This is a genomic window from Streptomyces sp. NPDC004561 (genome assembly GCF_053602155.1).
This window is the reverse complement of record NZ_JBSGDB010000244.1, coordinates 1-12,754: the sequence shown is the minus strand read 5'-3', so window position 1 is coordinate 12,754 and position 12,754 is coordinate 1. Positions and strand designations below refer to the sequence as shown.

19 protein-coding genes are annotated in these 12,754 nt (G+C 72.7%); 13 read left to right on the top strand and 6 right to left on the bottom strand.

The genetic code is table 11. From position 1 onward, the window contains the following. The 7 genes from ACWEN3_RS27535 to ACWEN3_RS27505 form a co-directional block, all read left to right on the top strand. The coding region (locus ACWEN3_RS27535) for a GMC family oxidoreductase N-terminal domain-containing protein (RefSeq protein WP_452976107.1) at window positions 1-1,008 on the top strand (1,008 nt) is incomplete at its 5' end. Between the two features lie 61 nt (window positions 1,009-1,069). Then, window positions 1,070-1,432, top strand: coding sequence for a YciI family protein (locus tag ACWEN3_RS27530; RefSeq protein ID WP_452976105.1), 363 nt, complete (start codon window positions 1,070-1,072; stop codon window positions 1,430-1,432). Next, complete coding sequence (locus ACWEN3_RS27525; RefSeq protein ID WP_452976103.1) at window positions 1,419-2,669, top strand: RNA polymerase sigma factor; 1,251 nt, start codon at window positions 1,419-1,421, stop codon at window positions 2,667-2,669. Before ACWEN3_RS27530 ends, ACWEN3_RS27525 begins: the two co-directional genes overlap by 14 nt. 162 nt (window positions 2,670-2,831) lie before the next feature. Continuing rightward, the gene (gene rpmG, locus ACWEN3_RS27520) at window positions 2,832-2,996 is read left to right on the top strand and encodes a 50S ribosomal protein L33 (RefSeq protein ID WP_452976101.1); all 165 of its coding nucleotides are present in this window, start codon (window positions 2,832-2,834) and stop codon (window positions 2,994-2,996) included. A 55-nt stretch (window positions 2,997-3,051) separates the two neighbouring features. After that, a complete protein-coding gene (gene ykgO, locus ACWEN3_RS27515) occupies window positions 3,052-3,174 on the top strand; it encodes a type B 50S ribosomal protein L36 (protein ID WP_452976099.1) in 123 nt (40 codons plus the stop codon). A 159-nt stretch (window positions 3,175-3,333) separates the two neighbouring features. Further along, window positions 3,334-3,591 carry a DUF6400 family protein gene (locus tag ACWEN3_RS27510; protein WP_452976097.1) on the top strand — a complete coding sequence of 86 codons (258 nt, stop codon included), beginning with the start codon at window positions 3,334-3,336 and terminating at the stop codon, window positions 3,589-3,591. Next, window positions 3,578-3,826 (top strand): hypothetical protein, encoded by a 249-nt coding sequence (locus tag ACWEN3_RS27505; RefSeq protein WP_452976095.1) that lies wholly within the window; start codon window positions 3,578-3,580, stop codon window positions 3,824-3,826. The genes ACWEN3_RS27510 and ACWEN3_RS27505 overlap by 14 nt, the downstream gene beginning before the upstream one ends. Window positions 3,827-3,892: 66 nt before the next feature. Here the strand turns inward: ACWEN3_RS27505 and ACWEN3_RS27500 are convergent, their stop codons facing one another. Beyond that, a complete protein-coding gene (locus ACWEN3_RS27500) occupies window positions 3,893-4,504 on the bottom strand; it encodes a TetR/AcrR family transcriptional regulator (RefSeq protein WP_452976093.1) in 612 nt (203 codons plus the stop codon). Window positions 4,505-4,640: 136 nt separating this feature from the next. On the opposite strand from ACWEN3_RS27500, the gene ACWEN3_RS27495 reads away from it, so the two are divergent. Together ACWEN3_RS27495 and ACWEN3_RS27490 are read left to right on the top strand one after the other, a co-directional pair. Continuing rightward, window positions 4,641-5,099 (top strand): cupin domain-containing protein, encoded by a 459-nt coding sequence (locus tag ACWEN3_RS27495; RefSeq protein ID WP_452976091.1) that lies wholly within the window; start codon window positions 4,641-4,643, stop codon window positions 5,097-5,099. Window positions 5,100-5,125: 26 nt separating this feature from the next. Next, window positions 5,126-5,941, top strand: coding sequence for an alpha/beta fold hydrolase (locus ACWEN3_RS27490; protein WP_452976089.1), 816 nt, complete (start codon window positions 5,126-5,128; stop codon window positions 5,939-5,941). A gap of 45 nt (window positions 5,942-5,986) precedes the next feature. Here ACWEN3_RS27490 and ACWEN3_RS27485 read toward each other — a convergent pair whose 3' ends face one another. The 4 genes from ACWEN3_RS27485 to ACWEN3_RS27470 all read right to left on the bottom strand — a co-directional run bounded on the left by ACWEN3_RS27485 (window position 5,987) and on the right by ACWEN3_RS27470 (window position 8,632). Then, the gene (locus tag ACWEN3_RS27485; protein WP_452976087.1) at window positions 5,987-6,793 is read right to left on the bottom strand and encodes an SGNH/GDSL hydrolase family protein; all 807 of its coding nucleotides are present in this window, start codon (window positions 6,791-6,793) and stop codon (window positions 5,987-5,989) included. Between the two features lie 221 nt (window positions 6,794-7,014). Continuing rightward, on the bottom strand, window positions 7,015-7,413 hold the full coding sequence (locus tag ACWEN3_RS27480; protein WP_452976085.1) for an ACT domain-containing protein: 399 nt from the start codon (window positions 7,411-7,413) through the stop codon (window positions 7,015-7,017). Window positions 7,414-7,504: 91 nt separating this feature from the next. Beyond that, the gene (locus ACWEN3_RS27475) at window positions 7,505-8,047 is read right to left on the bottom strand and encodes a HEAT repeat domain-containing protein (protein ID WP_452976083.1); all 543 of its coding nucleotides are present in this window, start codon (window positions 8,045-8,047) and stop codon (window positions 7,505-7,507) included. Window positions 8,048-8,281: 234 nt separating this feature from the next. Next, window positions 8,282-8,632, bottom strand: a complete 351-nt coding sequence (locus tag ACWEN3_RS27470; protein WP_452976081.1) for a carboxymuconolactone decarboxylase family protein — start codon at window positions 8,630-8,632, stop codon at window positions 8,282-8,284. Window positions 8,633-8,945: 313 nt separating this feature from the next. On the opposite strand from ACWEN3_RS27470, the gene ACWEN3_RS27465 reads away from it, so the two are divergent. Together ACWEN3_RS27465 and ACWEN3_RS27460 are read left to right on the top strand one after the other, a co-directional pair. After that, window positions 8,946-10,157, top strand: a complete 1,212-nt coding sequence (locus ACWEN3_RS27465; protein WP_452976079.1) for a hypothetical protein — start codon at window positions 8,946-8,948, stop codon at window positions 10,155-10,157. Further along, window positions 10,154-10,651: an RDD family protein gene (locus ACWEN3_RS27460; RefSeq protein ID WP_452976077.1), complete on the top strand. Its 498-nt coding sequence runs from the start codon at window positions 10,154-10,156 to the stop codon at window positions 10,649-10,651. Before ACWEN3_RS27465 ends, ACWEN3_RS27460 begins: the two co-directional genes overlap by 4 nt. Before the next feature lie 100 nt (window positions 10,652-10,751). Here the strand turns inward: ACWEN3_RS27460 and ACWEN3_RS27455 are convergent, their stop codons facing one another. Next, complete coding sequence (locus ACWEN3_RS27455) at window positions 10,752-11,681, bottom strand: SDR family oxidoreductase (protein WP_452976075.1); 930 nt, start codon at window positions 11,679-11,681, stop codon at window positions 10,752-10,754. An 85-nt stretch (window positions 11,682-11,766) separates the two neighbouring features. Between ACWEN3_RS27455 and ACWEN3_RS27450 the strand changes: the two genes are divergently transcribed. Both ACWEN3_RS27450 and ACWEN3_RS27445 read left to right on the top strand, forming a co-directional pair. Next, entirely contained in the window at window positions 11,767-12,333 is a 567-nt protein-coding gene (locus tag ACWEN3_RS27450) for a TetR/AcrR family transcriptional regulator (RefSeq protein ID WP_452976073.1), read from the top strand. A 167-nt stretch (window positions 12,334-12,500) separates the two neighbouring features. Next, a complete protein-coding gene (locus ACWEN3_RS27445; RefSeq protein ID WP_071365560.1) occupies window positions 12,501-12,704 on the top strand; it encodes a cold-shock protein in 204 nt (67 codons plus the stop codon). Window positions 12,705-12,754 lie beyond the last annotated feature (50 nt).

The following is a 12,754-nucleotide window of genomic DNA, read 5'->3' as shown; positions in this document are numbered from 1 at the left end:
CTCGGCTGGCGGGCGGCGCCGCTGCGCCGCAACGCGCCCGGCTGCCAGGGCTCCTGCCAGTGCGTGGTCGGCTGCCCCACCGGAGCCAAACAGAGCGTCCAGCTCTCCGTGCTGCCCGACGCCTGCGCCGTCGGCGCCCGCATCGTCACCGGGGCGCGGGTCGAGCGCGTCCTCGTCGACGCCGACCGGCCCGGCGGCCCGCGGGCGGCAGGGGTGCGCGTACACCGGGAGAGCGGCGCGTTCGAGATCCTCGCGCCCCTGGTCGTCGTCGCTGCGGGCGCTCTGCAGTCCCCGCCGCTCCTGCGCCGCTCGGGCCTCGGCCGGCATCCCCGGCTCGGCCGCAACCTCAGCGTCCACCCGGCCACGAGCGTCGCCGGACGCTTCGCCGAACCGGTCACCGCCTGGGAGGGCGTGCTGCAGAGCGTCGGCGTGGAGGAGCACCACGACGCGGGGATCCTCGTCGAGGCCACCGCCACCCCGCCCGGCATGGGCTCCTTCGTCCTGCCCGGACTGGGCGCGGAGCTGCGCCGCGGGCTGGAGAGCGCCGACCGGCTCGCCACACTCGGCGCGATGATCGCCGACCGCCCCTCCGGCCGCGTCCTCGGCCGGGACCGCACACTGCTCCGCTACGACCTGGACCGACGCGACGCCGGGCGCCTCGTACGGGCCGTGCGCGCCATGGGCGAGCTGCTGTTCGCCGCGGGCGCCGAGGAGGTGCTCACGGGCATCCCCCGCACACCTCGCGTGCGCAGCCTCGCCGAGCTGGACGACGTCCTCACCGGCACCAGCGCGCGGCACCTCCATCTGTCGGCCTACCACCCGACCGGCACCATCGCCGCGGGAGCGGACCCGCAGCGCTTCCCGGCCGATCCGGCGGGCCGGCTCCGCGGAGTGCACGGAGTGCTGGTCGCGGACGCCTCCGTGCTCCCCAGCTGCCCGCAGGTGAACCCCCAGCTGAGCATCATGGCGGCGGCCCTGGCCATCGCGGAGGCACATCCTGGTGCATGAGAATTGACGTGCGGTCCCTGTCCTGTCGGCGCCCGCTCGTTCGTCGTGAGGGTGAACAGCCATGACGGCCAAGGAGGACACCATGAAGTACGTACTGCTGCTCACCCGCGGCGCCTGGCAGGAGGAGGGCTCCGACCAGGAGCGCGGCGAGGTCTTCGGCCGGATCGGGGAGTGGTTCGGCAAGCACCGCGCCGACGGGACGATCGTCGAGGCCAACCAGCTCCGCGAACCCGGCACGGCGACGACGGTGGTGGTCGAGCACGGCCGCTCCACCATGATCGACCGCCCGCTCCTGGAGGCGAAGGAGGCCATCGGCGGCTACGCGATCGTCGACGTCCCCGACCTGGACGCCGCCCTCGAACTGGCGGCGAGCTTCCCCGTGCCCGACGGCAAGGTGGAGGTGCGTCCGGTTGTCGAACGCTGACCCGGGCGGCGCCCGGGCCACCCGGTCGCTGATCGAACGGGTCTTCCGCGAGGAGGCGGGCCGGCTGACCGCCAGCCTGGTCCGCCTCCTGGGCGACTTCGACCTGGCCGAGGAAATGGTCAGCGAGGCCGTCGAGGAGGCGCTGCGGCGCTGGCCGTCCACCGGCCCGCCCAGGCGGCCCGGGGCCTGGCTGCTGACCTGCGCCCGCAACAGGGCCCTCGACCGCATCCGCCGCGAGGCCCGCTTCCGCGACCGGCTCCCGCAGCTCGCGGCCCGCATCGAGGCCCTGCCCGACTCGGCCGAGCGGGAGCCCGACGACCGTCTGCGGCTCATCTTCACCTGCTGCCACCCGGCACTCGACCCCGACGCCCAGGTCGCGCTCACCCTGCGCGCCGTCGTCGGGCTGACCACCGCCGAGATCGCCCGGGCGTTCCTGGTGCCCGAGGCCACCCTCGCCAAGCGGGTGACCCGCGCCAAGCGGAAGATCGCGACCGCCGGGATCCCCTACCGCGCGCCCGAGCCCGAGGAGCGCGCCGAGCGGCTGCCCCAGGTGATGCGGGTGGTGTACCTCGTCTTCAACGAGGGCTGCTTCACCACCGGGGGAGACCTGGGCGTACGGCGCGAGCTGGTCGACGACGCCGAATGGCTCGCCGCCCTGCTGGCCGGCTCGCTGCCCCGGGAGCCGGAGCCCCTCGGCCTGCTCGCCCTCATCCGCCTGCACGCCGCCCGCTGGCCCGCGCGCCTGGACGCCGGCGGGCGCCTGGTACCGCTCGCCGACCAGGACCGCACGCGGTGGGACGCACGGCGGATCCGCGGCGCGACCGCCCTGATCGAACGCGCCGCCGCGCTCGGCGCTCCGGGCCCGTATCTGATCGAGGCCGCCATCGCCGCGGTGCACTGCGAGGCACCGAGCTGGAAGGAGACCGACTGGCCCCAGCTCGGCCGGCTCTACGACCTGCTGCTGGCCGTCGACCCCTCGCCCGTCGTACGCCTCAACCGGGCCGTCGTGGTCAGCCACACCGAGGGTCCGGCCGCCGCCCTCGCCCAGGTCGACGCCCTCGCGGACCGGCTCGGCCGGTACCACCTGTTCCACGCCACCCGCGCCGCGCTGCTGCGCGACCTCGGCCGCGACGAGGAGGCCGCCGAGGCCGACCGTCGGGCCCTGAGCCACACCGCCAACCCCGCCGAGCGCTCCCTGCTCACCGCCCGGCTCCGTAACGGCCGGGCCGACGCCTGAACAGGCCGCTCAGCCACCGACGCCCTGACGGGGAGGTCCCGCCCTCGTGTGCGGCGGCCTCCGGAATATCCGGGGTCCGGTACCGGTTGCAAGAGCTGTCATTGGCATGCCTGGATCAACGCCGAAGTCCGCGGGCTCGGTGACCGGGCGGAAAGGGAACACATGGCACGCAGCACCGCGCGTCCCGTCGTCAGGCTGAAGTCGACGGCCGGGACCGGCGTCACCTACGTGACGCGCAAGAGCCGCCTCAACGACCCCGACCGGCTCGTCCTGCGCAAGTACGACCCGGTGGCCGGGGAGCACGTCCTCTTCCGCGAGGAGCGGTAACACCCGGCCCGCCCGTGCGACGGGCGGCCGGCACGATCAGAAGGGAAACACAGCCGTGAAGGTGCGCAAGTCCCTGCGCGCGCTCAAGGCCAAGCCGGGAGCGCAGGTGGTACGACGGCGAGGCGTGACCTTCGTCGTCAACAAGAAGAACCCCCGCTTCAAGGCCCGCCAGGGCTGAGGGCGTCGAGCCCAGCACGCTCGGCCCGGTTCCGCGCTCAGCGGCGCCGGGCCGGCCCGTGTCAGCGGTCGCCGATCGCCGGAGCGTGGCCGCCGACCTGCTGTGACGTCCCCCACCCACCCTTGCCGCAGCGGGGAGAACGTACCTACGTTCGGTGGTATGTCCCCCCATGACCCGTCCGTTCCCAGCGAGCCGGTCGACTTCTCCGTCGACCTCACCGGCCACGAAATGCTCCGGCGAGCCCACGTCATGGACGCCGTCGGCCCCGAGTGGGACCCCGTCAAGGCAATGCGCGACGAGGAGGAGGCGTACGACGCCCTCTACTCCGGCCTCGACGAGAACCAGCAGCGCATCTACGACGAACTGGTCGCCGCCGGAGTCCTCCCCGAGCGCGGAGACGGCCGTGCTGCCGCTTGATCCGCAGGCGGACATCGGGCGCCGCGCCTGGGTGACCTGCCCGAACTGCGCGGACCACCGCGGATGCGCCACGTGCGAGCAGGGGCGCAGGTGCCTGCGGCACTGGCGCTACCTGCTGTCGAACACCGGCAGCATGCTCCACCTCCAGTGCCCGACGTGCACCCACGTCTGGGACCACGAGACCGGTTTCGGCGCCACCGGGGCCTACCGGAACCGTTCCGACGGCGACAGGTGACACCGGCGCTCAGGAGGGTCGTCCCCTGACGCCGTGAGCAAGGCCGCCGCCGGCTCCGGACCCGTCTCACCGCCCGGAGACGCCCCGTACCGCGCTCTCGGTGAGGGTGGTGGCGGTGTGCACGGCGCTGGCTACGGCCTCCCGCGGGCCGAGCCCGCACAGATCGGTGAGGGTGAACAGCGCCTCGGCGCTCACGACCACCGCGAGATCCCGCTTGAGCTGGGCGAATCCCTCCGGGTCCATGGCTCCGAGCGTGCCCTCCAGGGGCAGCAGGGCGTGGTCGATCAGGCCGAAGCGGATGCCGGGGCGCGCCTTCGCGCTGTCCGGCCTGGCGATCGTGGCCGCCATCATCGCCCGTACCGCCCCCTCGCGGGCGAGTATCCCCCGCAGCAGGAAGTCGCAGGCGAAGGCGACGCGCTTGACCGGGTCGGCGCAGTCCCCGAGGGGCTCGAACGCCTCGGCCGGTGAGGGCCACACGCCGGCCAGGGCCTCGCTGATCAGCGAGGGCAGATCGGGGAAGTACCGGTACGCCGTCGCCTCGGAGACCAGGGCCGCCCGGGCGACCGCGGGCATGGTCACCTCGGCGCCCGTCCCGATGAGTTCGCGAGCCGCCGCCACGATCGCCGTGCGCGTGCGCTGCTTCTGGTTGGTGCGACCCGTTCCTGACTGCGCCGTCATGACGACAACCCCTCCTCCTGCTGACCCTCTCCATCCTAACTCTCGACTCTCGTCATGAGAGTTCACTTGCATAAAGCGGTTCCGCTCTCCTATCTTCATGAGAGTCAACTCTCATGAAGCGTCCCAGGAGGCAGCGATGACCGACGTTTCCCTGGTCGGACCCGAGGACGGCGAGACCATCCGGCTGGGCTCCACGCGGATGCGCATCCTCGAGGACGGCAGCACCACCGGACACCGCCTCGGGATCGGCGAGATCACCCTCGCCCCGCACACGGAGGGCCCGCCGCAGCACCGCCACGCCCAGCACGACGAGGGCTTCTACGTCGTCTCCGGCACGGTGCACTTCACGATCGGCGATACCACCCACGCGGCCCCGGCCGGCACCCTCGCGATGGTCCCGCCCGGAGCACCGCACACCTTCGCCAACCGCGGTGACACCCCCGCGGTCATGATCAACACGTTCACGCCGGACCTGTACGTGCAGTACTTCCGCGACCTGCGGGACATGATCGCCGCGGGCCACGAACTCACCCCTGAGTCGACCGTCGCGGTGATGAGCCGTTACGCCACCACCCCCGCCACCGACTTCGCCTGACGCCGGCCCGTCCGAAGGAGCCTCGTATGACCAGCGGTACCCAGACCCACACCATCACCCTCGACCAGGGCAGCGTCGACGTCACCGTCGAGATCCACGGCGGGCAGGGGCGGACCTTTCTGCTGCTGCACGGCGGGGGCGGTCCGCAGACCGTCACCCCGTTCGCGGGCCTGCTCGCCGGCCAGCGGCCCGCCAGGGTGTTCACCCCCGTCCATCCCGGCTTCGGCGGCACCGCCCGGCCCGACTGGCTGAGCGACATCCGGACCCTCGCCCAGGTGTACGCGCACCTGCTCGACCGACTCGACCTGCGGGACGTCACCGTCGTCGGCAACTCCATCGGCGGCTGGATCGCCGCCGAACTGGCGGTGCTCGGCGGCGACCGGATCAGCGGCGTCCTGCTCGTCAACGCGGCCGGCATCGACGTCCCCGGCCATCCCATCGCCGACGTCTTCGCCCTGACTCCCGTCGAGCTCTCGCGCCTCTCCTTCCACGATCCCTCGAAGTTCCGCCTCGATCCCAGCACGCTCACCGAGGAGCAGCGCGCGGTCGCGGCCGCCAACCGCGTGGCGCTGCAGGTCTATTCCGGCCCGCACGCCATGGCCGACCCCACCCTGAGCGACCGCCTGGCCAAGGTCGCCCGCCCCACCCTCGTCGCCTGGGGCGAGAGCGACCGGGTCATCGACGCCGACTACGGACGGGCCTACGCGGCCGCCGTCCCCGGCGCCGAGTTCCGCCTTCTGCCCGGCACCGGGCACATGCCGCAGACCGAGACGCCCGAGCAGTTCCTCCCGGTCGTCTGGGACTTCGCCACCGCTCACGTCGTCGAACGCCCGCGACGGTGACGCACGGCCGGGCCGGCCGCGCGCGGTCCGGCCGTCGGGCGGACTTCAGACCGCGCCGGCGAGGAGGGGGAGGTAGCCGAGGGACTGACCGGTCGACGTCGGGTGGTACGACTCGGTGAGGTCCAACCAGTCGATGCTGCGCAGCCAGGGGCTGGCCGAGCAGATCTCATGCCCGGTGAAGACAGTCCGGGCGTCGGCGAACGTGAAGCCGTTGCCGGTGGCGCGTGCGGCGATCACCTCGTTGAGGCGATCGATGGCCGAGTTGAGCGCCGCCCGCTCCGTGTCATGGAGACCGCCGGTACAGGTGCCGGGGCGCTGGTAGAAGTGCGGATAGCCGAGCACCACGACATGGGCGGCCGGTGCCCTGGTTCGGATGGCCGAGTAGAGCCGGTCGAGATCGCCCGGGAGGGTCCCGTCGATGTAGGAGCGCGCGCCGGTGACGGCGGAGAGGCATGCGGTGGTGCCGGACAGCGCGCAGGTCGCCATGACCTTGGCGTAGCCCGCGTCACTTCCGCCGACGGTGATACTGACCAGGTTGGTACGGCGACTGAGCGAGCTGAGCTGTTTCGACATGACGTCGTCGGTGTGAGCGCCGTTGCAGGCGACGAAGCTGAACGACGTCGCGTGGGCCGTGGCCCACAGGGCGGGGTAGGACCGGCTGCTGCGCATGCAGTCCGCGCCGGAGGAGAGGTAACTGCCGGCCCCGACGCCTGCCGAGTAGGAGTCACCGAGGGCCACGTAGTCCAGTGCTGCCATTCTCGGTGCCGCGGGCGCCGTCGCGGGACCGGTGAGGATGCAGGCGACCGCGAGGAGGAGGGCGGACGCACACGACTCTATTCGGAACCGTCTCATACCTCTCGTTTATCGCGGCCCCGCCGCCTTCACCCGTCGCGTCAGTGCGTTCGGTTGACAAACCCCGGCGCCGATGCGGCCGTGCGGGTGCCCCGTACCGCAGGACACAACGACCGGCGTTGACCTGCATTCCTTACGGCAGAGTTCACCCGATGAGCCGTCACCCGACCGGCCGTACCCGACGGCGGGACACCTCGCTGAGGGAACCCCGGTCGCTCCGTTCAGGCGGCGTCGTCGGCCAGCGCCTGGAGAACGGCCACCGCCCGCTCGGCGTGCTCGTGGGGCACGAAGAGGTGGTCGTGGTGGAAGCCGGCGACGACGTTGCAGCTCAGGCCCGCGTCCGCGAGGGCCTGGGAGACGGCGGCGGTGAGCCCGACCGCGTGCAGCGCGGAGTGGACGCGCAGGGTGATCCACCCGGCCACGTAGTCGTACGCCATCCCCGCCGCGTCCGCGTCGGCCTGGGGCGCCACGACGGTGAGACCCTCCTGCTCGACGACGGTGACCACGGGGGTGACGCCTGAGGGCACGCCGCCTTCGGCCGTGGTGAAGACATAGCGGCCCGGGTTCAGTTCCGGGCGCATGGTCTGGAGCAGTCTGCGCAGATCGGTCTCACCAGTCATCCACCCCACGGTACGGGCCGTTCGGCCTGCGGAGCCGCATCCCCGCGATCACGGTCGTGGCGTCGGCCGGAGTGTCCCCGGGGCCGCACGGTCACCTGGGCGCGCGGGGCGCGGTTCGCCGGTGGATGGTGCCGCCCGGGCCGTACCAGCCCGCCTTCTTCCGGACGGTCGGGCTCGGGTCCTGGGCCTGCGAGGTCTGCAGGGCGGTACGGGCACGGGCCTCGGTGTGGACGAACTTGCCGACCAGTTCGACGGCCATCGCGCGGACGTGCGGGTCCGGGTCGAGGGCCAGGTGCCGCAGCGCGGGTTCGAGAACCCGGTCCGCTCCCGGGGCGCAGGTGTCCCCCTTGCACCGGTCGCACGCGAGGGCGTGGAACGCGGCGATCCTGACCCGGGGGTCGGGATCGGCGGTCATGGCGATGAGATCGGTCATGGAGTCGGTGTCGACCAGGTGGTCGAGGAGCCGGCAACAGCCCTCACGGACCGCCGGGTTCTCGTGCCGGAGGCCGGCGCGGACGGCGTCCAGCGCTCCGTCCTCCCGGCGCAGCAGCGCGCGGTAGGCCGCGGCGGCGCGCTGCGGGTCGCCCAGGCATGAGACGAGGGCGTCGTTGTCGGTCCTGACGAATCCGAGCATGAGACCAGTCTCGAACCGAACGGTGAGCCCCCGCAAAGGAATTCCGGGCTCTGCCGGGCCTGGCTGCGCGGTGCGTCGCGATCCTTCGGCGACATCCTGGAGGCGGCCGCCACGCTGCCCCGGCCCTTCAGCCGGACACGAGGGACGTGGCGGCCGGCGAAGCCTGCGCCCGGAGCCCGCCGGTCCTCGACTCCTCAGGACGCGCACCGGCTCCGGGACGGGCCCAGTCCGTGATCAGTCGCGGCTCCTCGCTTCCGCTTCGGCGATGGCTTCGGCCTCGGTCTCGGCCAGCGCGATGGCCACGCCGAACGCCTGCGCGATGTGACCCGCGGCCGACATGACGCGCGCGGTTCCGACGACGGGAGCGATCGCGATCAGGACGTCCTGGAGGTGCTCCACGGTCAGCTCGGCCTTGAGGGCCGGGTCGACGTGTGCCAGGTAGGAGATCGCCGGGGCGTCCATGGCCACGAGCGCGGCGATGCGGGTCACTATGAGTGTGCGCTCGTCCAGACCGCAGCGTTCGACCGAGTCGATCGTCATGGCGGCGAGCGTGTCGAGGACGGGTGCGTCCGATGTGGTGGCCATGTCGGGACCGCCTTCCGGTGCGTGCGGACTGCCTACGACGCCACCGTAGGAGCCGACCGAGGGCCGCTTGCTCACCCTCCTCGGGTGAGAGCGGCCGGTGACGGGGGCGCGCCCGAAGCGCCACGGGCCTGGCGCGGCCCGCGCCGTCAACCGCATAGGCAACCGCGTTGGCAACGCCCTCCGGGCACCACCGCCGCGTCGCGGATGCGCGTGGCCGGCCGCTACCCGCGCCCGCGCTCCCGAGAGCCCCGGCCACGTCGGCTCACCCCCGGCGGGTGAGGGCGTGCGGGGCCGTCGATGGTGCGATATCGGTGTGAGCGAAAACTCGCGCCACTTGCCCGCCTCGGCGTCGATGGGCGGGGCGGACGCGGACGCCCTCGCGCGGCCGGCGTCTCCAGGTGTCACGCGGCTGGTCGTGGGCCTGGCCGACATGGCCTGGCGGAGCATCTCCGCGGCGCGCCCCGGATACGCGCGGCCACCGGGCCGGCCGGCGCTGCTGCAGGACGCGGTGCTGGGTGTGGCACTGGAGGTCCAGCGGCGGTCCGTGTCGGTGGCCGCGGACGCGGCCGACCGAGCGGGGCGCTTGGCGGGCGCCGCTACCCGGATGCTCGTACCCGAGGCTGTGCGGGGCGCCGTGGAACGCAGCGTCGGGTACTGGGGCGCGCGGGGAGTGGCTGAGCGGGTGTGGGCACGCCAGGAGGCACGGCTCGTGACGCGGGCGCTCATCGGTGCCGTGACGGCGGCGGTCGTGGAGGAGACCGACCTGGATGCCGTGGCCGACCGCCTGGACGTGGACCGCGTGGCGGAGCGTGTCGACCTCGACGCCCTGCTCACCCGCGTGGACCTCGACGCGGTCCTCGCCCGCATCGACCTGGACGCCGTCCTCGCCCAGGTCGACATCGACGGCATCCTCGACCGGGTCAACGTGGACACGCTCCTCGACCGAGTGGACATCGACGGCATCCTGGACCGGGTCGACATTGACGGCATCCTCGATCGGGTCGACGTGGATACGCTCCTTGACCGAGTCAATGTGGACACGCTCCTCGGTCGGGTCGACGTGGACACGCTCCTTGACCGGGTCAACGTGGACATGCTTCTCGACCGGGTCGACGTCGACACCCTCCTGACGCGTATCGACCTCGACGCCGTCATCGCGCGCATCGACGTGAACGCCCTGGTGGACAGGGTGGACGTGGACCGGGTCGCGCGGCGCGTCGACGTCGACGCCGTGCTGGCCCGCGTGGCCCTGGCGACCTACGTGGAAGAGGTCCTGCGGGAGGTGGACGTCGGACGGATCGTCCGCGACACCGGCGACAGCATCACGGCGGAGACGCTGGACGCGTTCCGCGAGCAGAACGCCCGCGCCGACCGGTTCGTGGACCGGATCACCGGCCGGCTGCTGCATCGCGGCGGCCCGAACGGCGGCCCGGCGCCGATCGCCGACCCGCCCGACGGCCCGGGCCACGAACCAGCCGGCACGGCTGAACCGGGACCAGAGGGGGAAGGAGGGGACGGCCCATGACCTCCGTGGCCCGCACCCACGGCCCGGCCGTCGTCCAGGGACTGCCGGCGGGGATCGTCTCGCGCGCGGTCGCCGCCGCCTTCGACGTCCTCGTGGTGCTCGGCACCGTCTCGGTCGTCGATTTCGCCTACGCCGCGCTGCGCTATCTGCTCCTCGGCCCTCCCTTCGCGCTGCCCGACCTGGGCCTCTGGGGTGCCGCGGGGTTCGGCTCCGCCGTCGCGGTCGCCTACCTCGCGTGCAGCTGGGGCACGGCCGGACGCACCCTCGGCGACAACGGCATGGGTCTGCGGGTGACGAGCCGCTCGGGCGCCCGGCTCGGCCCCGTCAGGGCGCTTCTGCGGGCCGTGCTGTACCTCGTCTTCCCGCTCGGCCTGCTGTGGATCCCCGCCAGCCGGCGCCGGGCGTCCGTCCAGGACCTCGTGGTGGGCAGTGCCGTGGTCCACGACTGGTACGGCCGCTCCCGGGACACCGCCCACCATCCTCCGCGCGCCTGAACGACCCGCCCGCAGCGACGCGGGCCTCGCCGGCAGGTCGTACGAACGCGGCGCACGGGCGCCGGTTCCCCTCCGCTCGGGTCCCCGGCTCACGGCCGGGTCAGGCGGTCCCGGCCGTGGGGGAGGGGCGGAAGTAGTGACCCGCGTCCAGGTCGGCGAGGAGGCCGGGCCGGGTCGGCTCCCAGCCGACCAGTTCACGGGTGAGGGCGTGGGACGCGGGGACGTCCATGCCGATGAAGGCACCGAGCCAGCCGAAGTGCTCGGCCGCGGCCTCGACGGCGACGGAGGCCACCGGGACGTCCAGGTGACGGCCGATCACCTCGGCGACGTCACGGATGGCGACGCCCTCCTCGGCGACCCCATGGAGTACGGATCCGGCCGGCGCCTTCTCCACAGCCAGGCGGAACAGCCGCGCCGCGTCGAGACGGTGGACGGCGGGCCAGCGGTTGGTGCCGTCGCCGACGTAGCCGGAGACCCCCTTGGCCCGGGCGACGTCGATCAGCGTGGCCATGAAGCCGTGGTCGCCGTCGCCGTGGCAGGTGGGGGAGAGCCGCACCACGGACGAGCGCACACCGCGGGAGGCGACTTCGAGCACCGCCTGCGCCGTGGCCGCGCGCATCGTGACCGGCGAGTCGTCGACCGTGGGCACGGACCGCTCGGTCGCCACCTGCCCCGGCGCGAAACCGGCGAGCCCGGACGCGAGGACGAACGGGCGGTCGGTGCCGGCGAGTGCCTCGGTGAGGACGTCGACGGCCCTGCGGTCGGCCTCGGCGGCGCTCTGGAAGCTGCCGGAGAACGCGATGTCGTGCTTGAAGGCGAGATGGATCACCCCGTCCGAGGCGGCGGCCGCGGTGCGAAGGGTGTCGAGGTCGTCCAGGGTGCCGCGGACGACCTCCGCACCGGCCTTCTCGAGGGCGGCCGCGGAGCTGTCGGAGCGGGCCAGGCCGACGACCTGATGGCCCGCGTCGATGAGGTCCGGGACGACGGCGGAGCCGATCCAGCCGGAGGCGCCGGTCACGAAGATGCGCATGAGAGATCCTCGAAGTGTTGATGTCAGTTACTGTCATCGACGGTAGCACCTGATGTCAGTAACTGTCATCGCGTAGGATCTGCGCATGGGCAGATGGGAGCCGAACGCGCGGGAGCGCCTGGCGAAAGCGGCGTTGGAGCTGTACGGGGAGCGCGGGTACGAGCAGACCACCGTGGCCGAGATCGCCAAGCGGGCCGGGCTCACGGAGCGGACCTTCTTCCGGCACTACGCCGACAAGCGCGAGGTGCTGTTCGCCGGCTCGGGTGAGCTGGAGCAGCTGCTCGTGCGGGCGGTCGCCGACGCCCCGGAGTCCGCCGCGCCGATCGACGCGCTGGCGGCGGGTCTGGACGCGGTCTGCGAGCTGTTCGCCGACCGGCGCGAGTTCGCCCGGAAGCGGCATGCGGTGATCGCCGCGACGGCGGAACTGCGCGAACGCGAGCTGATCAAGCTCGCCTCGATGGCGGCCGCGCTCGCCGACACCCTGCGCCGGCGCGGCATCGCGGAACCGGCCGCCAGCCTGACCGCCGAGGCGGGCGTCGCCGTCTTCAAGGTCGCCTTCGACCGCTGGATCGCGGCGGACGAACAGCGCCCTATGCCCTTGCTGGTGCGCGAGTCGCTGGCGGAGCTCAAGGCGCTGGCCGCAGGGCGGTGACGGTGCTGGTCGCGAGGCGGTGACGCCGAGCTGTGCTACCGTTTCGGTGTTGCAGTTGTGGTACCCATGAACCTATGTGCGCCTGACGGGAATGTTTCTCCTTCGGGCGCATTATTTGTTTTTCCGGCACCTCCGGATGGGGCCTCTGCCTACAGAAGGAGAAGGTCATGGCACAGGGAACCGTGAAGTGGTTCAACGCCGAAAAGGGTTTCGGCTTCATCCAGCAGGACGGCGGCGGCCCCGACGTCTTCGCCCACTACTCGAACATCGCGACCCAGGGCTTCCGTGAGCTCCAGGAGGGCCAGCGGGTCTCCTTCGACGTCACGCAGGGCCAGAAGGGCCCGCAGGCGGAGAACATCATCCCCGCCTGATCGCCGGACGCGTATCCGCTCACCGGGGTCCGCACCGTCGCGGTGCGGAC